General features: G+C 71.4%; 24 protein-coding genes, 2 tRNA genes and 1 pseudogene. 17 read left to right on the top strand and 10 right to left on the bottom strand.

Annotation, left to right across the window (positions count from 1 at the left end):
• Positions 1 to 77: 77 nt before the first annotated feature.
• From ABZS51_RS22770 to ABZS51_RS22780, 3 genes are all read left to right on the top strand, one after another.
• Positions 78 to 152: transfer RNA gene (locus ABZS51_RS22770), tRNA-Asp, on the top strand.
• A 5-nt stretch (positions 153 to 157) separates the two neighbouring features.
• A tRNA-Phe gene (locus tag ABZS51_RS22775) sits at positions 158 to 231 on the top strand.
• Between the two features lie 202 nt (positions 232 to 433).
• On the top strand, positions 434 to 823 hold the full coding sequence (locus ABZS51_RS22780; protein ID WP_355444310.1) for a hypothetical protein: 390 nt from the start codon (positions 434 to 436) through the stop codon (positions 821 to 823).
• 40 nt (positions 824 to 863) lie between these two features.
• Here the strand turns inward: ABZS51_RS22780 and ABZS51_RS22785 are convergent.
• Positions 864 to 1157 (bottom strand): annotated as a pseudogene (locus ABZS51_RS22785) (tyrosine-type recombinase/integrase); the annotation flags it as partial.
• A gap of 252 nt (positions 1158 to 1409) precedes the next feature.
• Between ABZS51_RS22785 and ABZS51_RS22790 the strand changes: the two are divergent.
• On the top strand, positions 1410 to 1952 hold the full coding sequence (locus ABZS51_RS22790; protein ID WP_355444313.1) for a GNAT family N-acetyltransferase: 543 nt from the start codon (positions 1410 to 1412) through the stop codon (positions 1950 to 1952).
• 214 nt (positions 1953 to 2166) lie between these two features.
• Here the strand turns inward: ABZS51_RS22790 and ABZS51_RS22795 are convergent, their stop codons facing one another.
• On the bottom strand, positions 2167 to 2592 hold the full coding sequence (locus ABZS51_RS22795; RefSeq protein ID WP_355444316.1) for a tetratricopeptide repeat protein: 426 nt from the start codon (positions 2590 to 2592) through the stop codon (positions 2167 to 2169).
• Between the two features lie 270 nt (positions 2593 to 2862).
• Between ABZS51_RS22795 and ABZS51_RS22800 the strand changes: the two genes are divergently transcribed.
• From ABZS51_RS22800 to ABZS51_RS22820, 5 genes are all read left to right on the top strand, one after another.
• On the top strand, positions 2863 to 3123 hold the full coding sequence (locus tag ABZS51_RS22800; protein WP_310716020.1) for a type II toxin-antitoxin system prevent-host-death family antitoxin: 261 nt from the start codon (positions 2863 to 2865) through the stop codon (positions 3121 to 3123).
• The gene (locus tag ABZS51_RS22805; RefSeq protein ID WP_355444319.1) at positions 3108 to 3515 is read left to right on the top strand and encodes a PIN domain-containing protein; all 408 of its coding nucleotides are present in this window, start codon (positions 3108 to 3110) and stop codon (positions 3513 to 3515) included. The genes ABZS51_RS22800 and ABZS51_RS22805 overlap by 16 nt, the downstream gene beginning before the upstream one ends.
• Before the next feature lie 69 nt (positions 3516 to 3584).
• Positions 3585 to 3713 (top strand): hypothetical protein, encoded by a 129-nt coding sequence (locus ABZS51_RS22810; protein ID WP_355444322.1) that lies wholly within the window; start codon positions 3585 to 3587, stop codon positions 3711 to 3713.
• Positions 3714 to 3720: 7 nt separating this feature from the next.
• Positions 3721 to 4197 carry a hypothetical protein gene (locus ABZS51_RS22815; protein WP_355444325.1) on the top strand — a complete coding sequence of 159 codons (477 nt, stop codon included), beginning with the start codon at positions 3721 to 3723 and terminating at the stop codon, positions 4195 to 4197.
• Between the two features lie 97 nt (positions 4198 to 4294).
• Entirely contained in the window at positions 4295 to 4897 is a 603-nt protein-coding gene (locus ABZS51_RS22820) for a PepSY domain-containing protein (protein WP_355444327.1), read from the top strand.
• Positions 4898 to 4918: 21 nt separating this feature from the next.
• Here the strand turns inward: ABZS51_RS22820 and ABZS51_RS22825 are convergent, their stop codons facing one another.
• From ABZS51_RS22825 to ABZS51_RS22850, 6 genes are all read right to left on the bottom strand, one after another.
• Positions 4919 to 6178, bottom strand: a complete 1260-nt coding sequence (locus tag ABZS51_RS22825; RefSeq protein WP_355444330.1) for an FAD-dependent oxidoreductase — start codon at positions 6176 to 6178, stop codon at positions 4919 to 4921.
• Positions 6179 to 6299: 121 nt separating this feature from the next.
• Complete coding sequence (locus ABZS51_RS22830) at positions 6300 to 7832, bottom strand: helix-turn-helix domain-containing protein (protein WP_355444333.1); 1533 nt, start codon at positions 7830 to 7832, stop codon at positions 6300 to 6302.
• Positions 7833 to 7901: 69 nt separating this feature from the next.
• Positions 7902 to 8303 carry a TraR/DksA C4-type zinc finger protein gene (locus ABZS51_RS22835; protein WP_355444336.1) on the bottom strand — a complete coding sequence of 134 codons (402 nt, stop codon included), beginning with the start codon at positions 8301 to 8303 and terminating at the stop codon, positions 7902 to 7904.
• Positions 8304 to 8344: 41 nt separating this feature from the next.
• Positions 8345 to 9145: a rod shape-determining protein gene (locus ABZS51_RS22840; protein WP_355444339.1), complete on the bottom strand. Its 801-nt coding sequence runs from the start codon at positions 9143 to 9145 to the stop codon at positions 8345 to 8347.
• On the bottom strand, positions 9142 to 9489 hold the full coding sequence (locus ABZS51_RS22845; RefSeq protein WP_310716036.1) for a TraR/DksA C4-type zinc finger protein: 348 nt from the start codon (positions 9487 to 9489) through the stop codon (positions 9142 to 9144). Before ABZS51_RS22845 ends, ABZS51_RS22840 begins: the two co-directional genes overlap by 4 nt.
• 185 nt (positions 9490 to 9674) lie before the next feature.
• Complete coding sequence (locus ABZS51_RS22850) at positions 9675 to 10052, bottom strand: hypothetical protein (protein ID WP_355444342.1); 378 nt, start codon at positions 10050 to 10052, stop codon at positions 9675 to 9677.
• Between the two features lie 160 nt (positions 10053 to 10212).
• Between ABZS51_RS22850 and ABZS51_RS22855 the strand changes: the two genes are divergently transcribed.
• The 5 genes from ABZS51_RS22855 to ABZS51_RS22875 all read left to right on the top strand — a co-directional run bounded on the left by ABZS51_RS22855 (position 10213) and on the right by ABZS51_RS22875 (position 15373).
• Positions 10213 to 10566, top strand: a complete 354-nt coding sequence (locus tag ABZS51_RS22855) for a hypothetical protein (protein ID WP_355444345.1) — start codon at positions 10213 to 10215, stop codon at positions 10564 to 10566.
• Positions 10567 to 10599: 33 nt separating this feature from the next.
• The gene (gene secD / locus ABZS51_RS22860) at positions 10600 to 12867 is read left to right on the top strand and encodes a protein translocase subunit SecD (RefSeq protein ID WP_355444348.1); all 2268 of its coding nucleotides are present in this window, start codon (positions 10600 to 10602) and stop codon (positions 12865 to 12867) included.
• Positions 12868 to 12993: 126 nt separating this feature from the next.
• The gene (locus ABZS51_RS22865; protein ID WP_355444351.1) at positions 12994 to 13770 is read left to right on the top strand and encodes a sulfite exporter TauE/SafE family protein; all 777 of its coding nucleotides are present in this window, start codon (positions 12994 to 12996) and stop codon (positions 13768 to 13770) included.
• 89 nt (positions 13771 to 13859) lie between these two features.
• Positions 13860 to 14777, top strand: a complete 918-nt coding sequence (gene sigJ, locus ABZS51_RS22870; protein ID WP_355444354.1) for an RNA polymerase sigma factor SigJ — start codon at positions 13860 to 13862, stop codon at positions 14775 to 14777.
• Positions 14778 to 14857: 80 nt separating this feature from the next.
• A complete protein-coding gene (locus tag ABZS51_RS22875; RefSeq protein ID WP_355444357.1) occupies positions 14858 to 15373 on the top strand; it encodes an NAD(P)-binding oxidoreductase in 516 nt (171 codons plus the stop codon).
• A gap of 5 nt (positions 15374 to 15378) precedes the next feature.
• Here the strand turns inward: ABZS51_RS22875 and ABZS51_RS22880 are convergent, their stop codons facing one another.
• Complete coding sequence (locus ABZS51_RS22880; protein WP_355444360.1) at positions 15379 to 16269, bottom strand: LysR family transcriptional regulator; 891 nt, start codon at positions 16267 to 16269, stop codon at positions 15379 to 15381.
• A 111-nt stretch (positions 16270 to 16380) separates the two neighbouring features.
• Here ABZS51_RS22880 and ABZS51_RS22885 point away from each other — a divergent pair, with 111 nt between their 5' ends.
• Both ABZS51_RS22885 and ABZS51_RS22890 read left to right on the top strand, forming a co-directional pair.
• Entirely contained in the window at positions 16381 to 17430 is a 1050-nt protein-coding gene (locus ABZS51_RS22885) for an FAD-dependent monooxygenase (protein WP_355444363.1), read from the top strand.
• Positions 17431 to 17546: 116 nt separating this feature from the next.
• On the top strand, positions 17547 to 18734 hold the full coding sequence (locus ABZS51_RS22890; protein ID WP_355444366.1) for a MarP family serine protease: 1188 nt from the start codon (positions 17547 to 17549) through the stop codon (positions 18732 to 18734).
• A 58-nt stretch (positions 18735 to 18792) separates the two neighbouring features.
• On the opposite strand, the gene ABZS51_RS22895 is transcribed toward ABZS51_RS22890, so the two are convergent.
• Positions 18793 to 19341 (bottom strand): GNAT family N-acetyltransferase, encoded by a 549-nt coding sequence (locus ABZS51_RS22895; RefSeq protein WP_355444369.1) that lies wholly within the window; start codon positions 19339 to 19341, stop codon positions 18793 to 18795.
• Positions 19342 to 19411: 70 nt separating this feature from the next.
• On the opposite strand from ABZS51_RS22895, the gene ABZS51_RS22900 reads away from it, so the two are divergent.
• On the top strand, positions 19412 to 20275 hold an 864-nt coding region (locus tag ABZS51_RS22900; protein ID WP_355444372.1), incomplete at its 3' end, for a serine/threonine-protein kinase.

A 20275-nucleotide genomic window follows, 5' to 3' on the forward strand; every position in this document is an offset into this window, starting at 1 on the left:
ATGGTCGAAGGCCACCGAAGAACTGGTAAGCTAAGCGAGTCGCAAGGCAAGAACAGCAAGATACGCAAGACAAGCAAGGTCCTGTAGAGCAGTTTGGAGTGCTCGCCACCCTGTCAAGGTGGAGGTCGCGGGTTCAAGTCCCGTCAGGACCGCTCTGGGTCAGGTAGCTCAGTTGGTACGAGCGTCCGCCTGAAAAGCGGAAGGTCGGCAGTTCGACCCTGCCCCTGACCACCTTTTTGAACAGCCAAGATGCCCCGTAGCGATCACCGCTCCGGGGCGTTTTCGCGTCTGTGACGGCAACGCTGACAGCCACGTCGCCACCTCCAACGCAGGGTCGACCATGGCACGCTGGTGTTCGGGTGGTTACTTCCTTGGCCTGTGGCGAAAGATTCGCACCACGGCACAGTGCTGCCCAGGGCGCTTCGGACGGTTCGTGCTGTCGACACCGCCGCGGCCGGCCGGGCTGGAACACGGGTCGGCGCAGGAGGCCATCAGGGTATTGATGGCCATGGGGTTCATTGAGCTGCGAGCCGGCAGCCACCTCGTGAAGCGCGCGTTGGCTGCGGGGGAAACGGACGCGGCACTGACGCATCTCGAGCACATGCGCATGATCGCGGACGTGTGCCACAACCTTCCGAAGGATTTCTTCCCCAAGAGGCGCAAGACTCGTGAGCGGCACGCCATCGAGAGCCTCCGATTCCACCTGCGGGAGCTTGATTCCGACGATCGTGCTGCTCAGTGGGTCGTGGGGCAGCTAGAACGTCAGGGGTTCGACTATGTTCGGGTGCTCCGAGATCGGACCAAATGGAAGCACGCCCGGTAACGGCCACTGAGCGTGCCGACCCAGCTGTGAAAGCGCTTGGCTATCCGAGGGCATCGCCCAGCTTACGCAGGGCGGTGCGCTTGTCGTCGAGGGAGGCGTGGGCGTAGATCGTCATGGTCACCTCGATGTCGCTGTGGCCGACGATGTCGCGGACGACCTGGGGCGGGACGCCGAGGTTGAGCAGAAGCGTCACGCAGGTGTGGCGGAGGTCGTGAAAGCGCATCTCGCCGAGGCCGGCAGCCTCGCGGATCGCTCCCCAGCTACGCCGTAGGTTGTCCGGTTCCATTGGGGTGCCGCAGCGCGAAGGGAAAACCAGGCCGTGTTCCGTCCACTCCTCCCAGCGGTCCGAGCGTTAGATCGGCACGTCCGGCGAGCCGCCCGTCACCGCCGAAGGACGGCACCTACCCGCCCCTCACGCTCATCTCCGAGGTGAAGCTCCAGGAGGAGTTCGACGTCGCCAGGGTCACCGTGCGCAAGGCATGGAAGCCCTCAGAACCCAAGGCCTGATCACCACCAAGCCCGGCAAGGGCTCCATCGTCACCCGCCTAGCAACGAGGACGCGTGACCCGACTTGTAGTCTTGACCCATGCCCGATGCGATCACGGTCAGCCCTGCGGAACCCGGTGACGGGGACATTCTCGGCGAGATCCACGCCCTGTCCTGGGGCGTCTCGCACGGCCCGTTCTGCACGCCGAAGGTCGCTGCGGCCGGGATCGAGGAGCGGCGCACCAAGTGGCACGGCATTCTGGCCGAGGGCGTGGAGGGGATCCTGCTTGCGCGCTTGAACGAGCGGCCGGGGGCCTTCGCCCGGTTCGGGGCCTCCACTTCCCGCCCCGGCCTGGCGGAGATCCACACCTTCTTTACCCACCCAGACGTCTGGGGCAGCGGCATCTCGATGGTCCTGCTGACGGCCGTCTTGGATCGAGTGCGAGACGCCGGGTACGACGACCTGCATCTGTGGACGCTCCGAGACTCCGCCCAAGCGCGCCGCTTCTACGCCAAGAATGGCTTCGCCGAGACCGGCAGGACCCACGACCACGACTTCGGCGATGGCCCCCCACTGGCCCTGGTCGAGTTAGAACGAGCCGTACCGGATCTCGCGGCCGGCTCTTGCAAGGCTTCCCACTGAGCTGAGTACCGCACCAGTTGGAGCGTCAAGCACGTCCTGAGCACGATGTGTCACGCGGGTCATGAGACCCGACACAGCCATGGTCCTCGTGGATGAGTACTTTCTCAACGTCTTCAAGGCGGCCCGCCTCCGGCGGCCCGCAGCGCGTCCGGGCGGTCTGCTGGCCGCGCTGCGGCTCTCCGGCCGGTCGCGGCCAGCACCGCCCACGCGCCATTCACAGTCGGTCGATCTCACCTCGTACGACTTCGACTTCGTCAAGGCGGCCCAGTCTGGCGAGGGTGACGCTGAGGTTCGTCAGTGAGGAGACGAGGTCGGGTCGATACCGGTCCGGATCGACCTCCGCCAACACCCGATAGATGTGAACGGCTTCCTCGGCTACGGACCGCGCCTCATCTGGGCGCCCAACTTCCGCGAGGACGACACCAAGGTTCGTCAGTGAGGAGGCGAGGTCGGGTCGATACCGGTCCGGATTGACCTCCGCCAACACCCGATAGATATGAACAGCTTCTGTTCCGAGAGAAACTGCTTCACTGGGTCGACCAGTCTTCGAAAGTCGGATACCGAGGTTGGAGAGGGACCGGGCGAGGTCGGGGCGGTATCGGTCAGGGTTGACCTCTGCAAGCTCCCGGTAGATGCGCACAGCCTCCGTTCCGCTGCCTTGGTCGTGTCAGGCAGGGAAGTGGAGGCTTTGCGCTTCCTGCGGCGCCCCTCCTGCAGGAGATGCCTGCCAGCTCATCGGCTAGGGGCCCGTACCGGGTGACCTTGGCGGAGGTGACAGCAGAACGCCAGACGGATGGTCGCCGGCAGGGAGACGACAGGCATGAACCAGGAGGCATCAGGCCCACGATGCACCTGACACGGGTCGTCAGTTCCGCAGGACCGATCCTCGTGGATCAGACAATCTGATCTTATGAAGGTGATGACTGCCACTGAAGCGTCTCGAAGCTTTGCGGCGGTTCTCGATGCGGTCGAGCATGGAGAAACGATCGTGGTAACTCGCGGCGGGAAGCAGATCGCTGTGATCGGCCCCGCGCCGACAGCGCCGGGGCGTACGGTCAAGGCGTTTCTGGCAAGCAGAGCGGGGACGTTGGACGCCGATTTCGAAGCTGACGTAGCAGCGGCCCGCGAGGCGATCGACAACGAGATGAGGGCCACGTGGCCCGACGCCTGATCCTTGAGACCGGTGTGCTCATTGCGGCCGAGCGAGGCAAGGCATCCGTGGACGCGGTGATAGGAGACGCCGATGACCTGGCGATCTCGGCGATCACTGTGGCTGAGTTGCTCGTCGGCGTAGAACTGGCCGATGCGGCACGACAGCCCGATCGGCAGGCCTTTGTGGATCAAGTTCTCGCGTTGATCCCTGTTGAGGAGTACACGACGGACGTCGCCAGAGTCCATGCCCCTCTTCTGGCGCATGTCCGACGAGAGGGCAAGTCGCGAGGCGCCTACGATCTGCTGATCGCGGCTACGGCCGCGGCCACCGCGAGAACGGTGCTGACGATGGATGCGTCTGCCGCATTCGACGATCTCCCTGGCGTGCGCGCTCAGGTAGTTCCTCGCTGAAGTTCTATGCTCGGACGTAACGGGGTCCTTAGAGTCGTCTTGTGATCAAGGTTCTACAAGTGGGAACAGATGGCGAACGCCGTAGCCGGTCGCAGCGCGGACGGGGCCTGCCCGCCCCTCGCGCTCGTCTTCGAGGGCTCCGTCTTGGAGGGCTCCCTCTTCGAGGGCTCCGTCGTCGCCCGTCCCGACCAGCCATGAGCGCCTGATGGGGTTCTCCGCCATCTACCTGTTCGACGGGCGCCAGTGGACCGAGCACCAGGAGGAGCCGGTGCCGCCCGAGGTCGAGCCGTGGCTGAGGGTCGACATCCATGACAGTGACATCGCGACCGTGGTCTACCGGCCGGCGGGGCGTGGGAGCGGCGTCGCCTACCTGGGGTTCACTCCTCGCACGTACTTCGAGGACGAGGACGCCTCGTCGCCGACCGACGTCGTCCGGGAGGCCACGGGCCTCGCCGACTGGTGGATGCTGCGGAGCCATGGGGGTGGCGAGCTGGAGCATGCGGTGAAGGCGAGCGAGTTGCTCGGCTACCTCGCCGAAGACCGCGATCCCTGGGAGCTCGACCTGGACGACGAGGAGGAGGACGTCGACGTACTCGACGACGGGGAGGTCTTCGTCGAGGTCAAGACCGCCCGGTTCCTTGAGGCCCTGGACCTGCCCGTCCCTGCGGACCTCCCGGACTGACCGAACTGGCGCATGGACTGCCCCGTACGAACGGGTCTGGACCGTATTGTCCGGGCTCTGGGCGTGCCTTTATGGAGTTCCGGGCAGCGTCGTCAGTATGAATGGTGGAAAACGGTTCAAGCCCATCATCGGCCTCCTCTTTCTGTTCGCGGCCGGATCCTGCGGGAACGCCCCCATCCAGATCAGTGCCGTCGAGACCGCGCCCGCGGGAGGAGCCGCAGCCGCTCTCAGGTCACCCGGGGACCCCAGCGATGATCCCGCCCAGGGATCCGGCGGCGTCGGAAGCCTCGAAAAGGCGGCCACCGCGGCCACGCACGCCGTCGAGGGCACCCACGTCCTCTCGGTCCAGTCGGAGAACGGCGGCCAGATCTGGGAGGTCCAGCTGGGCCGTCCCGACGGCACCGAGCAGTTGATGGAGGTGGACGCGTCAGGGGACGTCGTCTCGAAGCCCCGGACCAAGGACACCGGCAGAGGCGAGAAAACCAGGGTCATGGGCATCATCAAGGACGCCGAGCTCTCCTTCGACGACGTGGTGAAGAAGGTGTCCTCCGCGGTGCCGCACGGCAAGATCACCCACATCAGCCTGGACAGGTACACCGACAAGGTTCTCGTCTGGGATGTCGACGTCCTCACCCCGGACGGTGCCTGGCACGGCCTCAAGATCGACGCCAGGACCGGCGCCGTCGACAAGACCGGCTAGCGGGTTCGGTCGCCGGGGCCGTCAGCGGAGCGGGTCGAACTCGCGCAGGGCGGTGGGCTGCTTGCCGGTGGTGATCTGTTCCGCCAGGAGGCGTCCCGTGGCGGGGCCGTGGGCCAGGCCCCACATGCCGTGCCCGCCGGCCACGTACACGCACGGGGTCCGGGTGGCGCCGATCAGCGGACGGCCGTCGGGGGTGACCGGTCGCGGGCCGACCCAGACGTCGGTGCGTTCGTCCCAGCGTACCCCGTCCAGCAGGGGGCGGGCGGAGGCGATGATCGCCTCCAGCCGGGCCGGGACGGCCGGGGCGTCGGGGTCGCGGAACTCCATGGTGCCCGCCACACGCAGCCCTCCCTGGTACGGCGTGCATGCCACCCGTACGTCCGGCAGGTAGACCGGTCCCGGGACGGGGCGGTCCACGGGCACGGTGAAGGAGTAGCCGCGCCCGGCGCGCACCCGGGAGCGCACTCCCCAGCGGGAGGCCAGGCGCGGCAGCCAGGCGCCGGTGGCCAGCACCACCGCGTCGGCGGACAGCATCGTGCCGTGGCGGGAGACCACGATGGCCTTCCTGTCGTCGCTGCGCACGTCGGCGACCTCGAAGGCGTACACGGTCGCGCCGCGGGCCATGACGGCCCTGCCGAGGGCGTGGACGAAGCGGCCCGGGTCGACGTACCGCTGACCGTCGATCCGTACCCCGGCCCGCAGGGCGTCCGAGGCGAGCGGGACGTGCTCGGCCACCTGGCCGGCGTCCAGGATGGTGTGGTCGACCTGCTGCCCGGCGTCCGCCAGCCTGCGCAGCTCGCGCAGCAGACCCTGGGCCTGGCGCGGGGTGCGGAAGGCCGCGGTGATCGGTGCCGCCACGGTCGAGACGGCCGGCCCGTCGGCGCCGAGGATCTCGTACGCCTCGATGGACTCCTGGTTGAGCGGCAGGTTGGCGCGCACCGCCCGGCTCCACGACGACCAGCGGCAGTTGGCGGCGAAGCGGGCCAGGAACGCCCACAGTCCCGGGTCGAGGGTCGCGGGGATGTGCAGCGGGGCGGCGGGGTTCAGCAGCGAGCGCAGGCCGTAACGCAGGACGGAAGGCTCGTTCAGCGGGATGGCCAGGCCGGGGGCGATCCATCCGGCGTTGCCCCAGGACGCGCCGGCCGCCACCCCGCCGCGGTCCACCACGTGGACCTCGACGCCGCGTTCCTGCAGGAACCACGCGGTCGACAGGCCCACGATGCCCGCGCCCACCACGATCACCGATCGCGGCCAGTCGCCGATGCGCTCGGTGCCGCCCATGCCCTACCTCCGAACCCCGGAACGAATGCTGCTCTCGACGTCAGCATGGCCCGGAGGCCGCGGCCTGACGTTGTGCGTGGCAGACAATCGGAGCGGCGGCCTTGTGCGACGGGGACAACGCTCAGGACTCCTCGGCGGCGGCCAGACCGATGATCATGGCCAGGCGCTGGCGGGCGTCGCCGAGGTCCAGCGGGGTGACCTCGCTCATCTTGCGCAGCCGGTTGCGGACGGTGTTGCGGTGGACGCCGAGGCGCTCGGCGGCGACGGCGGGATCGCCCTGAGCCTCCAGCCACGCCCGCAGCGTCGCGACGTACTGGGTCGCGTGCAGGGTGTCGTGCCGGCGCAGGGCGCTGACCGGCCCGCGCGCGGGGGTCCGTCCGGTACGTGCCGCGACGCGCAGGCGCTGGAGCAGGATGTCGTCCCAGGACTCGTCGTAGGCCGGCGGCGTGGTGCGGGGATCGCGCGTCTCGTGCAGGGCCAGGCACTCGTCGGCCTCCTGCCTGCCGGCCGGCAGCTCCGCCGCCTCGGCCGCCGCGCCGATCCCGGCGGCGACGCGTACCCGGGCCGGCAGCGCCGCCTGGAGCGCGGACACCCACTCCCGCGCCGCGTCCGGTTGCTCGCCGGGCAGGATCGTGTAGATCGTGTTGCCCAGCAGGGTGCTGCGTCCCGGCCGGGACCAGCCGAAGCCGGTGGTGGCCCGCTCGAAGGCGAGCAGCAGCGCGGCGTGCCGCTCGGTGGCGATGTACGCGCGGACCGCGATGACGCGCATGGCTCCGTGCGGCAGGCCGAGCTGGCTCACCACCGTCGCGGCGTCGGCGCTGCCCTCCAGCAGGCGGATGACCAGGTCCGACTCCACCTGCCGCTCAAGGTCGGCGCTCGCCCGGGAGCGCAGGAGGTGCAGCGCCACCGTGCGGGCGCCGTCCGCCAGGGCGGCGCGCCGGGCCCCGGCCAGGGGAGTCGCGCACATCACCCACACCGAGCCCAGCAGCTCGCGTCCCGCTCGGACCGCCACCACCATCCGCCCGGCCAGGCCGTGCTCCGGGTCCGGCTCGACGAACACCGGCTCGTCCACGGCCGCCAGGTGGGCCGACACCCCCCGGGCGTGGAACAGGTTGCGCAGCCGGTCCGGAACCTGCCGGGCCAGGATGGTCTCCACCCGGGCGGGATCGCCCGCCTGCTGCGAACGCGAGTAGGCCAGCACCCGCGAGAGCCGGTCCTCGATGGTCACCGCGCCGCCGACCGCGTCGGCCAGGCTGTCGGCCAGGGCGAACAGGTCCGTGGGGCCGCGCCCCGACTCGGTCTCCCGCCCCTCCAGCACCAGTCCGTAGACCACGCCGGCCAGCTGGCTCCACGAGACGGCGGGGTCGACCAGCATCACCGCCACGCCCTCGCTCGCGCCGGCCAGGGACGACTCCCGCTCGGCGTCGGCCCCGGCGCGCACCAGCACCACCGCGGCCTGGGCCGCCACCGCCCACCGCACCGCCTCGGTCACCGACGCGGCGCCCACGGCCAGCAGCACATCGCCCGGCACCCGGCTGTCGGTGGCGTCGGGCATCGCCACGCTGCGCAACGGCGCCGAGCGCGAGTCGGGCCGGCCGCACAGCCGCACCCCGTATCCGCCCAGCACGTTGACCAAACGGTCCAGTCTGATCATGAGCTGTTCCCTGTCGGATCGTCGCCCTCCGGGTGCCCCCATCGCAGGAGGGCACCCGGCGCGTGGACGCTAAGCGGCCTCGTAGCGGCGCTGGCACTTGATGCAGTAGCGGGCCAACGGCCGGATCTTGAGCCGTTCGAACGGGATGCCCGCCTCGCAGTGGGCGCAGCGGCCGTAGCTGCCCGCCTCCATCCGGCTGAGGGCCTTGCCGAGCTCGGCGATGGCACGGTCGGCGGTGGTCAGGGAGACCAGCAGCTCCTGGTAGGTGTCGTCGGCGCCGTTGCTGTCCTCCGCCTGGGCCTGCAGGCCGACGAGCTGGCGGGTACGCCGGTCGAGCTGCTCCTGCAGGTCCTGACGGAGCGTCTGCAGCTGCACGGAGCTGAGATGCGGCGTCTCACCGATGGGGGTTTCACCGATGGCGGTTTCACGGATGGGCGTTTCACGGATGGGCGTTTCGTGGAAGTCGGTCATGTGGAGACTCCTGGTGAGAAGACGGGCGAGTTCGGGGCGGCTCAGCGGCCGCGTGCGGTGATGCCGGCCGCGAGAGCCGGTTGCAGGCACAGGCGGGTCAGGCCGCGGATGGTGGCGTGCGCGGGGTGCGGCGCCGCGGTGACCGGCATGCGCAGCGCGGTGTGCAGACGGTGCAGCAACTGCCCCTGCTGGGCGCCGCCGCCGGTGACGAGCAGACCGTTGCCGCGCGCGGTCGCCCGGAGGCAGGCGGGCAGGCGGCGCAGCAGGCCGGCCGTCATCTCGACGACGCCCTCCAGCGCGTACGGGAGCAGGCCGGCGCCGGTCGTGGCACTGAGCTGGAGGGCGGCGGCGTCGGTGATGGCGCCGTCGCGGATGGCGACGATCTCGACGATGCCCGCCCCCACGTCCAGCAGCAGGCACGGCCGGGGATCGGTGACGTCCAGACCGGCGCCGACGGCCGCGGCCAGCGGCTCCTCCACCAGCGTCACCTCGCACGCGGCCGCCTCGGCGACCGCGGCGCGCACCGCCCGGCGGTCACTCGGCGTCGCGGCCACGGGCACGCCCACCATCGCCCGCTCCAGCGGCCGGCCGTCCGGCGGGCGGGCGTCCCGGAGCACCAGGTCGACCAGCCGCAGGCAGGCACCGGGGTCCGCGACCATGCCGTGCCGGATCGGCCGCACCGGACCGGCCGAACCCCATCCGGGAACACCGACCCCGGACGGGAGGGCCGACGGGCGGTCGGCGACGACGCATGCGCTCGCCGACAGCCACCGGGTACGCGCGGTGCCCAGGTCGAGCGCCACATAGCCCCGGCGGGTGGAAGCGGGGGCGGCGGCGTTCATGCCGTCACCTCGTGACGGCGCGCGAGGGCGCATCCCTCGCACGTGCGCCGGTGGGGGCGCCGCCGCAGCTGCTCGAACGCGATGAACGCCCCGCAGCACTGGCAGGTGCCGTAGAGCCCCCGGTCCATGCGCTCCAGCGCGGCCTCGATGGCGGCGACCCTGCGCCGGGCCGTGCGCCGGCGTACGCGGCCGGCTGACGGGCAGGGCTGCGCGACGGCGTGGGCGAGCTGGTCGTACAGCAGCCCGCGCAGCTCCTCCAGCCGCGCCATGTGCTGCTCGTAGTGCTGCAGATGGGTGTGGACTGATCTGACGTCGGCCATGACGATGATCGGCTCCTTGCTCACACGGAAGAAAGCGCTCGCACGGAGGCAGGCGCTCACACGAAAGAAGGTGCTCACACGAAGGGAGGACGGCACGCCCCACGCGGGGGTACCGGTGACCGAGCCGGCGCGACGGCGGGAGTCCGGGCACGCATGGCCGGCCCCACGGCGCGCGAGCAGCCGTAAGACAGCAGACGAAGGAGGGTCGGCTAGATCAGCGGAGGGCTGCGCGACCCCGCGGCGCGGTGCGCCAGCTGCTGGGGATCGCGGATCTGGTGCAGGTCCGGGTGGGACGGGAGCAGCAGCGCGAGATGGGCGGCCGCGTCGTGCCGCTCACGGCGCGGCGGCGGCCACAGCGACAGCACATGGTGCTCGCGGGCGTTGGCGTTCTGCGGCGGCAGGCTCGTCAGCTGGGCGTCCCATGCGCCCAGGCTCCACGCCTGACCGGGAACGGGCGGCGCCCCGTGGCCCGTGCCGCCGCCGTAGCGGGCGTAGCTGCACACGGACAGCAGCAGGGACAGCAGGACCAGGGCCATCACGCTGCCACGCGCGATGGGCCCGCGTGGTGTCGCCCACGGTCCCGTCATACGGCCGACCATAGCCGAGAGGACCCGAAAGACGAAAAGAGTTAGACGTCCGGTTTTTCGCTGATCGACGGGTTGTCCCCGTTGCTGTCCCGGGCGGGGTACGGTGGCCGCCAGACGCCCGGAGACACATCCGGCACCACCCGTCCGGTGAGGAGGAGACGTGCGCGGAAGACTGCCCGCCGTCCTGCTCCTGCTGATGTCGGTGTTCGTGTTCGCCGGTCCCGGAGCTCACGGCGACGCCGATCGGAACGCCCACCAGAACGTACTCCAGTCCGCCTGGTGGAGCGCTCCGGGCATCGCCGGCCACGCGGGGCTGGGTGACCCTGCCCCGCCCGACCTCCACCCGGCACGCGGCACGCCGGTCCTGCCGGTGTGGCTCGCCGTCGCGCCGCCCGTCTGGCAACCGGGCCAGGCCACGCGCCGCGCCTCCTTCACCGCCACGCGGCCCCCCGCTCCACCGCGGCCGGGCCACCGCGTGGCCGGCGCTCGCGCGCCACCCTCCACGACGCGCTGACGTCCTTCTTCCCGACAGCCTGTGGAGGCTTCCATGTCCCGTGCGCCCGTGTGGCGCGCGGTGATCGCGTGTGCCCTCGTGATCACCGCTTTCATCCTCGCTTTCACCATGTCGCCGCGCCTCGGGCTCGACCTGCGCGGCGGCACCCAGCTCGTCTTCGAGACCCGCGACTCGCCCACCGCCAAGGCCGACTCCGACGCCACCGACCGGGCCCTGGACGTGCTCCGGCGCCGCGCCGACGCGCTCGGCGTCGTCGATCCCACCCTGGTCAGGTCGGGCGAGCGGCGGATCATCGTCGAGCTGCCCGGCGTGCTCGACCCGCGCCAGGCGGCCGAGGTCATCGGCAAGACCGCGCAGCTCGCCTTCCACCCGGTCACCGGCCAGGCCGACGCGGGCGACGCCCAAGCCGTGGCCGACGAGTCGGGGCAGCGGCTCTCGCTCGGCGCAGCCGCGATCACCGGCGACGGCGTGACGGACGCCGTCGCCCGCACTGATCCGCAGCAGGGCCCCGGCTGGTTCGTCACGGTCGACTTCCGCGACCCCGCCGCCTGGCAGCGGCTCACCGGCGCCCTCGCCTGCGAGCAGGTCGGCGATCCCAAGCGCCGGCTGGCCATCGTCCTCGACAAGGAGATCATCTCCTCGCCCCAGGTGGACGCGTCCGTACCCTGCCAGGCAGGCATGCAGGGCGGATCCACGCAGATCACCGGCTCGTTCACGCCCGAGGAGGCGCAGAACCTCGCCGTGCTCATCAAGGGCGGGTCGCTGCCCGTCCCCATGGAGCTGATCGAGCAGCGGACCGTCGGCCCCACGCTCGGCTCGCAGGCCATCGAGGCCAGCGCCAAGGCGGGCGTCGCGGGCGTGCTCCTCACGGCGGCGTTCATCGTCGCCGTCTACCGGCTGGTGGGGCTGCTCGCCGCCGTCGCCCTCGCCGTCTACGGGCTCCTCTCGTACGCGGCCCTGCTCGCCCTCGGCGCGACGCTCACCCTGCCCGGACTGGCCGGGTTCGTGCTGGCCATCGGCATGGCGGTGGACGCCAACGTGCTGGTGTTCGAGCGGGCCAGGGAGGAGTACGGCCGCTCGCCCCGGCGCGGCCTGGGCGCCGCCCTCGACCGGGGCTTCAGGAACGCCTGGAGCGCCATCGCCGACTCCAACATCACCACGCTGCTGGCCGCCGGGCTGCTGTTCTGGCTCGCCTCCGGGCCGGTGCGCGGATTCGGCGTGACCCTGGCCATCGGCGTGCTGGCCTCGCTGATCTCGGCGATGCTCATCACCCGCGTCCTCACCCACCTCCTGATCGGCAGGATGGGCGCCCGGGCGTCGGGGCTGGGCAGCGAGGGCCGGGTACGGGCCTGGGTGAACCGGCGTGACGTACGGCTCATGGCCCGCGGCAGGCTCTGGCTGGCCGTCGCCGCCGCGCTGGTGGCCGTCGCCGTCGCCGGTCCGGCCGTGCACGGCCTGAACTTCGGTGTGGAGTTCACCGGCGGCCGGATCGTCGAGTTCGCCGCCACCGAGCCGGTGACCGCCGAGACGGCCCGCCGGGCGGTGGCCGAGGCCGGGCATCCGACGGCGACCGTGCAGATCACCGGGCAGAACGCCGGGCAGTCCTCCGGCGACCTCGTCACCGTGCGCGCCGGTCAGATCAGCGCCGACGACGTGGCCGGCATCGAGCGGGCGCTCGACGGCGAGCTCGGCGAGGTGACCAAGCAGCGCGACGAGCTGATCGGCCCCAGCATGGGCGAGGAGCTGCGCCGCAACGCGGTCATCGCGCTCGGCGTGGCGCTCGCGGCCCAGATGGTCTACCTGGCGGTCAGGTTCAGGTGGACGTTCGGCACGGCGGCGGTGCTCGCCCTGGTGGTCGACACGGCCGCCGTCGTGGGCGTCTTCGCCTGGCTGGGCAAGCCCATCGACGGCGTCTTCCTGGCCGCCATGCTCACCGTCATCGGGTACTCGATCAACGACAAGGTGGTGGTCTTCGACCGGGTGCGCGAGCTGTGGAGCGCGCGGCGGCGGGCGCCGTTCGCCGACGTCGTCAACGACGCGATCCTGCAGACCGTGCCCCGCACGCTCAACACGGGACTCGGCGCGCTGTTCATCCTCGCCGCGCTGGCGGTCTTCGGCGGCGATTCGCTGCGCGACTTCGCCATCGCGCTGCTCATCGGGATCGTGGCCGGAACGGCGTCCTCCTCGTTCGTGGCCGGGCCGCTGGCGATCGAGCTGGAACGGCGCAGCAAGCAGCCGCCACCCGAACCGCCCGAGCCGCGGGTGCGCCGGACCCGCGAGGGACCGGGGGCGGTGGTGTAGAAGCGCGCCGGGAGGGGCGGGAACGCTTCGGCGCAGGCCGAAGCGTCCTGTTCCTACGCTCCAGAGCATGAGCCCTCGTGCTGACGGTCCGCCCCCCGCCGACGGAGTCGTCAACGGGTGTGCGGCGTGACGCCGCCGGAGATGCTCGCCGTCCTGGGAGCCGGCGTCATCGCCGGGGCCGTCAACACCGTCGTCGGCTCGGGCACGCTGGTGACCTTTCCCGTTCTCCTCGCCGTCGGCCTGCCGCCCGTGACCGCCACCGTCTCGAACGCGCTCGGACTGATCCCCGGCTCGGTCAGCGGGGCCATCGGCTACCGGAGGGAGCTGGCCGGGCAGGGGCGGCGGGTCGCGCGGCTCGGCGTCGGCGCCGGGATCGGCGGGCTCACGGGCGCCACCCTCCTGCTGACCCTGCCCAGCTCGGCGTTCGAGAGCGTCGTGCCCGCCCTGGTGGCTCTCGCGCTCATCCTGGTCGTCCTCCAGCCCCGCATCAGCAGGCACGTGCGGCGTCGCCGCGAGGTGACGGGCGAGCCCGGCCACCGCGGCGGTGGCCTGCTGCTGTCGTCGGGGCTGACGCTGGCGAGCGTCTACGGCGGCTACTTCGCCGCCGCCCAGGGCATCATCTACATGGCGCTCATGGGCATGCTCCTCGACGACAGCGCGCAGCGCCTCAACGCCGTCAAGAACGTCCTGGTCGCCGTCGTGAACACCGTCGCCGCCCTCCTCTTCCTCGTCGTCGCGGACTTCGACTGGACGGCCGTCGCGCTCCTCGCCGGCGGTTCCGCCTTGGGCGGCCAGATCGGGGCCACGGCGGGCCGCCGTCTGAAGCCGCCGGTGCTGCGCGTCCTCGTCCTCGGAGTCGGCGTCGTGTCCATCGGGCAGTTGCTGCTCCCGCGCCTGGCGTGATCTGTCGCGCCGCGGGCGATGAGCGCGAGCACCTCCAGGAAGGCTCCGTCACATCGGCCGGTTCTCGCGGGTCTACCGTTACGAACCCTGTGAGGAAGGAACGTGACACGGTGGACACCAGGGCCGATGGGCAGGACTGGCTGACGGATCGTTTCGAGGAGCACCGGCCTCAGCTGCGAGCGGTCGCCTACCGGATGCTCGGCTCGGTGAGCGAGGCGGAGGACGCCGTGCAGGACGCCTGGCTACGGCTCAACCGGGCCGACACCAGCGAGGTGGAGAACCTCGGGGCGTGGCTGACCACGGTGGTGGCCCGGGTGTGCCTGAACGCGTTGCGCTCGCGCGAGCATCGGCGCGAGGACCCCCTTGAGGTGCGCGTCCCCGATCCGATCATCAGCTCCGAGGACGGTGCGGACCCGGAGCGCCAGGCGGTGCTGGCCGACTCGGTCGGGCTGGCGATGCTGGTGGTGCTGGAGACGCTGACGCCCGCGGAGCGGCTGGCGTTCGTGCTGCACGACATGTTCGCCGTGCCGTTCGAGGAGATCGCCCCGATGATCGAGCGGTCGCCGGCCGCGGCGCGGCAGCTCGCCAGCAGGGCCCGCCGCCGGGTTCAAGGGCAGGCGCCCTCTCCGGACCCCGACCTCGGCCGCCAGCGGGACGTCGTGAACGCGTTCCTGGCCGCCGCCCGTGACGGCGACTTCGACGCGCTCGTCTCGGTGCTGCACCCGGACGTCGTGCTGCGCTCCGACGGCGGCACGGCGCGGGCCCGCCAGACGGTCCTGATCTCCGGTGCGCGGGCGGTGGCGGCGCAGGCGGTCACGTTCGGCCGGCTCTCGCCGTTCGCGCGGCCGGCGTTGGTCAACGGCGCCGCCGGGATCGTCGTCGTCGCTCAGGAGCGGCCGATCTCGGTCATGGCCTTCACCGTCGCGGGCGGTCAGGTCGCCGCCGTCGACGTGCTGTCGGACCCGGACCGGCTGAACGCCCTCGACCTGACGGTGCTGGACGACTGACCCGCCCGGAGCTGACAGGGCGGGAGGCGTCCACCCATCCTGGCGAAGTTAGTGATCATCAACCAACCATGGGGGCCGAGATGAGGATCACGGTTTCGGAGCCACCGGCCGCACCGGGCGGCGAGTGGTCGAGCAGGCGCTGGAGGCCGGCCACGACGGGACGCGGTGGTGTCCGCGCTCGGGCCGCAGGGGCGCGCGCCCACCACGATCTGCGCCGACGCACCACCTCCATTGTCAGGGCGACGGCGGCCGAGGGGGCGCGGCGGCTGGTCGTGGTCACCGCCAACGGCATGATCACCGAGGGCGACGGCTCCGTGACCCGCCTGGTGTTCAAGCCCGTTCTCGGCCGGGTGCCGCACAACCCCTTCGCCGACATGCTCCGCATGGAGGACGTCGTCCGGGCGAGCGGGCTCGACTGGACGAGCGTCCGCCCGCCGCCGCTCACCGAGGGGCCGCGTACCGGCTCCTACCGCAGCGCGATCGACCGGAACGTGCGCGGCGGCCTCCGGGTGTCGAGGGCCGACCTGGCCGACTGCGTGCTCCGCCGTCTGGACGAGCAAGGGTCGCTCCACGCGGCCCTGGCGATCGGCGGCTGACCGCGTCACAGTGCTCCTGGTACGCCCAGGTCGCGGACCACGTCGGCCAGGGCGCGGATGACGTCGTTCTCCGCCTCGCCCCGCCACGCCAGGCTGAAGGTGAACGGGTCCATGTCGGTGACGGGCAGCCAGACGATGTCGGGCCGGGCCCAGTAGCGGGAGGCGTGGGCGGGGAAGATGTTGACGACCTCGCCGCTGCTGACCAGCGTCAGGACCGCCTCGGCGCTCGTGCCGGCAGGGCCGCGTTCGATGGGGCGTCCGGAGGGGGTGTGGAAGGGGACATAGCCGGCCTCCCAGTAGTCGGGGACCGATACGGCCCCGGAGTGCTGGAAGTCGGCCAGGGCCTCCAGCGTGACGGAAGGCCGTCCGGCCAGCTCGTGACCGGCCGCCACGGCCAGCACCCTGCGCTCGCTGTGGAGTGCCGGCCCCACGATCAGGTCCGGCTCCTCGATGTGCGACCAGGTCACCAGCACGTCCACCTCGCCCCTGCGCAGCCCGCCGAAGGGATCGACGAACGGGGCGTGCCGGAACTGCAGCTCCCACCTCGGGTGGCGGGCGCGGAAGGCGTCCCAGTAGGGGCGCAGGTCATGCAGGTTGCCGGACATCATGCCGATCCGCAGCGTGGCAGTGGTGCCGGTGGCGGTGGCCCTGGCCCGCCGCATGGTCTCGCGCAGGGCGAGGCGGATGGGCTGGAGGTCGTCGCGGAGCTGGCGGCCGAGGGGGGTCAGCCGCACGGTGCGGCTGGTCCGCTCGAAGAGCAGGCCGCCGAGGCTGCGTTCCTGCTTCTTGATCGCTTGGCTGACGCGGGCCGGGGTGAGGCGCAGCCGCTCGGCCGTGCGCCCGAAGTGCAGCTCCTCGGCCAGCGTCAGGAAGATCTCGATGTCGCGAAGCTCCATGATCCCTCTGGATCGTTAAGTCGGTGTTGATGGTGTGGTGCGAACTTTGTCATTGTTCCGGTTGCGCACGGTATTCCATGCTGGGGGCCTTGTCGGTATCCCTGAAGGAGCATGAACGTGAAGGTCCTCGTCTCCGGCGCCAGTGTCGCCGGGCCCGCTCTGGCGTACTGGCTGAACCGTCATGGTCACGAGGTGACGGTGGTGGAGCGCGCGCCCGTCCTGCGCGACAGCGGGTACGCGGTCGACTTCCGCGGCGCCGCGTTCGACGTGCTGGAGGGGATGGGCATCCTCGACGAGGTGCGCGGCTGCGAGACGGGGATGCGCGGCACCGACCTGGTGGACGAGGAGGGGCGGAAGGTCGGCGAGTTGCCCGTCGAGGCGTTCGCCGGTGACCTGGAGGTGCCGAAGCGGGAGCTGACCCGCATCCTGCACCGGATCACCGAGGCGGACGTCCGGTACGTGTTCGGCGACTCGATCGACCGGATCGAGCAGGACGACACCGGTGTCCACGTCGGGTTCGAGCGGGGCGAGCCCGCCACCTTCGACCTCGTCGTCGGCGCCGACGGCGTGTACTCCACGGTGCGGCGGCTGGCGTTCGGCCCGCACGATCGGTTCGTCCGCCACCTCGGCATGTCCGGAGTGGGCTTCACCACGGCCAACCACCTCGGCCTGGATCACACGGGACTGCTGCACAGCGCTCCCGGCAGGGCCGTCTACCTGTTCAGCGCGGCCGACGCCGACCGGATGACGGTCAGCCTGTCCTTCGCCACCGACTCGGCGGCGCTCGACCTGCTGGAGCGCGACCGGCAGCAGGAGATCGTCCGGGAGAGGCTGGCGGGCGTGGGCTGGGTGGTGCCGCGCCTGCTGGAGGAGATGGACGGGGCGTCCGACTTCCTCTTCGCCTCCGCGTGCCAGGTGGAGATGGACCGCTGGTCGGACGGCCGGATCGTGCTGGTGGGCGACGCGGGACACTGCGCCGCGCCGACCTCGGGCATGGGCACCTCCCAGGCCCTCATCGGAGCGCACGCGCTGGCCCGGCACCTGGCCGCGTCGGCCGGCGACCACGCCGCCGCCTTCCGCGCGTACGAGGACGAGCTCAGGCCGTACGTCGAGGAGAACCAGAAGCACGGGCGCGAGGCCGTCGCGATGTTCGGCGGCTGAGCCGCAGCCGAAATCGCCGGAAACGGCGTCCTTTTCTCCGTCCCTTTTCCCGGCCCGTCCGTCCGGCGGGAGAACGAGGCTGGGAAAGGGGATGAGCCTGTGGCTTCCTTGGCCGCGTGCGTGGTGATCTGCTGGATCTCGTTCTGCTCGCCATGGCGGTCGCATTCGGCTTCTCGGGTTATCGGCAGGGATTCATCCTCGGGGTGATGAGCTTCGTCGGTTTCGTCGGCGGATGCGTGTTCGGCGTGTACGTGGCGCCGCCGATCGCCGGCGCCCTGGTCGACGGGGACGTCATGCAGGCGCTGGTCGCGGTGGTGATCGTGCTGGTGGCGGCCCTGCTGGGCCAGCTCCTCTCGTCCACCCTGGGCGCCGTGGTGCGTTCATATGTACGGCGGCCGCCGGCCAAGGTGGTGGACGCGGTGGGCGGCACAATAGCCGGGGTGCTGTCGGTGCTCGTCATTTCCTGGATGGTGGGCAGCCTGCTGGTCGCCAGCACATTCACGCCGGTCGTGGAGCAGATTCGCGGCTCGTTGTTATTGTCCACCGTGGACGGCGCCATGCCGGACGGCGTGAGAGCTTGGCAGAAACCGTTCAAGAAATTCATTGACCGGTCCGAATTCCCGCCCGTGCTCGACGCCATCCGGGGCGACGCCGTGGACGTGGAGCCGCCCGACCCGGCGGTGCTCGGCGGCGCCGGGCTCCAGCAGGCGCGGGCCGCGATCGTCCAGGTGCGGGGCACGGCGAGCTCCTGCGCCAAGCAGATCGAGGGCACCGGGTTCGTGTTCGCGCCCGACCACGTCATGACGAACGCGCACGTCGTCGCGGGCGTGGACACGGCCCTCCAGGTCATCGACCACACCGGGCAGGCACGCCCCGCCACGGTGGTGCGCTTCAACCCGCGGCGGGACATCGCGGTGCTGTACGTCCCGAACGCCGGGCTGCCGCTGCTCGCCTTCCACGGTGAGGCGGTCAAGGGCGACGACGCCATCGTGGCCGGCTACCCCCAGGGGCGGGGGTACACGCCGCAGCCGGCCAGGATCGCCGCCCGCCGGCAGGCTCTCAGCCCTGACATCTACCACGAGGGCGACGTGTCACGGGACGTCTACGTGATCCGCGGCACCGTCGAGCAGGGCAACTCCGGAGGGCCGCTGCTCGACACCGGCGGCCGGGTGCTGGGCGTGGTCTTCGGCGTCGTCGTCGGCCAGAAGGACACGGGATACGTGCTGACCGCCTCGGAGGTGTCCTCCGACGCCCGCCAGTCCGCCACCGTCACCACGCCCGTCAGCACCCGTACCTGCGACTAGCCCGGCTGCACCACCGGGTGCAGCGCGTACCCCGGACGGCCCGTTCAGATCTCAGGGGTCACCGGGCCGTGCGTGGGTGTGATATTTCCGGCGTGGCCGATGGTTCTGGCAGGTGAACCCAGCTGACCTCGCCGTCCTGCCACTCGTCGGTGGGGGAGAGGCCGGCGGAGGCGGCCACGGCGGCCGACGCCGCGTGGTCCGGGTGGACGTGCGCGACGATCGTGCGCGCTCCGGCGTCCCGGAGCCAGCCGACGAGCCCGCGCGCGGCCTCGGTGGCGATGCCCCGGCCCTGCCGGCCGGTGCCGACCACCCAGGCGACCTCGGCGACGGACTCCGCGGTGACGGTCGCCTGCACGTACCCGGCGAGACAGCCCTCGTCCCGTACCCGGATCACCCAGTTGAGCCAGGACACGGCGGGGTCGGGCGATCCGGCGGCCAGGCGCGCGTAGCGGGCCCGCAGTGCGTCCTCGTCCAGCGGCTCACCGCCGATGAACGCGTGCAGCGCGGGGTCGGCGAGGACCACGGCCATCTCGGCGGCGTGCTCGACGGCCAGGGGCAGCAGGTCGAGCCGGTGGGTGGCGAAGGGCGCGATCGTGACGGGCGGCATGTGCCCATCTTTCTGGAACGGGATCTTCCTGACTATTGTGATCTCCATTCTCGGAGGGGGAAAGCGGTTGATGGCAGACGGGCCCGAGATCTCACTGGGCAGCGGGTACGTGCTCATGGACGAGATCGGCGCCGGTGGGATGGGCACCGTGTGGCGGGCGCGGCACCGGGACTCCGGCGAGGTGGTGGCGGTCAAGCTGCTGCGCGACGGCCTCAGCGCCGACCAGGACCTGGTGCTGCGGTTCGTCCAGGAACGTCAGGTGATGCGCAGCCTGCGTCACCCCAACATCGTCACGATCCGCGACTTCGTCGTCGAGGGCGAGCGGCTCGCGCTCGTGATGGACCTCGTCGAGGGTGGTGACCTGCGCACGCTGGTCCAGCGGCGCGGCACGCTGCCCCCGGCCGAGGCGGCCGGGCTGCTGGCGCAGACGGCCGGAGCCCTGGCCGCCGCCCACGACCTCGGGATCGTCCACCGCGACGTCAAACCGGGCAACGTCCTGCTCGACCGGGCCACCGGACAGGTACGGCTGACGGACTTCGGGGTGGCCCGCATCCTCCACGGCCCCGGCCTCACCCAGACCAGCGCCGTCATCGGCACGCCCGTCTACATGGCGCCCGAGGTGGCCGACGGCGGTGCCGCGACGCCTGCCGTGGACGTGTACGCCCTCGGGCTGATCCTGTACGAGCTGCTCGCCGGGCGGCCGCCGTTCGTGGGCGACCACCCGATGGTGCTGATCCGGCAGCACGCCATGGCCGTGCCCCGGCGGCTGCCCGGGATGCCGGACACGCTGTGGGCGCTCGTCTCGGCGTGCGCCGCCAAGGACCCGGCCGCCCGGCCGGCGGGCGGCGCGGGGGGGGGGGGGGCGGCGGGGCGCTTCCCGGGCGCCCCCGGCCGCGACCCCGGGGCCCCCCGCCAGGATGTCCTCCAGCGCCAT

This window comes from Nonomuraea sp. NPDC005501 (assembly GCF_040605905.1).
In the GTDB taxonomy this organism is placed as follows: Bacteria; Actinomycetota; Actinomycetes; order Streptosporangiales; family Streptosporangiaceae; genus Nonomuraea.

Excerpts from the sequence above, each read along its gene's own strand:
- ABZS51_RS22790 (WP_355444313.1), top strand. The coding sequence starts at position 1,410 with ATGCCCGATGCGATCACGGTCAGCCCTGCGGAACCCGGTGACGGGGAC.
- ABZS51_RS22800 (WP_310716020.1), top strand. The coding sequence starts at position 2,863 with ATGAAGGTGATGACTGCCACTGAAGCGTCTCGAAGCTTTGCGGCGGTT.
- ABZS51_RS22810 (WP_355444322.1), top strand. The coding sequence starts at position 3,585 with ATGGCGAACGCCGTAGCCGGTCGCAGCGCGGACGGGGCCTGCCCGCCC.
- ABZS51_RS22815 (WP_355444325.1), top strand. The coding sequence starts at position 3,721 with ATGGGGTTCTCCGCCATCTACCTGTTCGACGGGCGCCAGTGGACCGAG.
- ABZS51_RS22820 (WP_355444327.1), top strand. The coding sequence starts at position 4,295 with ATGAATGGTGGAAAACGGTTCAAGCCCATCATCGGCCTCCTCTTTCTG.
- ABZS51_RS22825 (WP_355444330.1), bottom strand. The coding sequence starts at position 6,178 with ATGGGCGGCACCGAGCGCATCGGCGACTGGCCGCGATCGGTGATCGTG.
- ABZS51_RS22830 (WP_355444333.1), bottom strand. The coding sequence starts at position 7,832 with ATGATCAGACTGGACCGTTTGGTCAACGTGCTGGGCGGATACGGGGTG.
- ABZS51_RS22835 (WP_355444336.1), bottom strand. The coding sequence starts at position 8,303 with ATGACCGACTTCCACGAAACGCCCATCCGTGAAACGCCCATCCGTGAA.
- ABZS51_RS22840 (WP_355444339.1), bottom strand. The coding sequence starts at position 9,145 with ATGAACGCCGCCGCCCCCGCTTCCACCCGCCGGGGCTATGTGGCGCTC.
- ABZS51_RS22850 (WP_355444342.1), bottom strand. The coding sequence starts at position 10,052 with ATGACGGGACCGTGGGCGACACCACGCGGGCCCATCGCGCGTGGCAGC.
- secD (WP_355444348.1), top strand. The coding sequence starts at position 10,600 with ATGTCCCGTGCGCCCGTGTGGCGCGCGGTGATCGCGTGTGCCCTCGTG.
- ABZS51_RS22875 (WP_355444357.1), top strand. The coding sequence starts at position 14,858 with ATGAGGATCACGGTTTCGGAGCCACCGGCCGCACCGGGCGGCGAGTGG.
- ABZS51_RS22880 (WP_355444360.1), bottom strand. The coding sequence starts at position 16,269 with ATGGAGCTTCGCGACATCGAGATCTTCCTGACGCTGGCCGAGGAGCTG.
- ABZS51_RS22885 (WP_355444363.1), top strand. The coding sequence starts at position 16,381 with ATGAACGTGAAGGTCCTCGTCTCCGGCGCCAGTGTCGCCGGGCCCGCT.
- ABZS51_RS22895 (WP_355444369.1), bottom strand. The coding sequence starts at position 19,341 with ATGCCGCCCGTCACGATCGCGCCCTTCGCCACCCACCGGCTCGACCTG.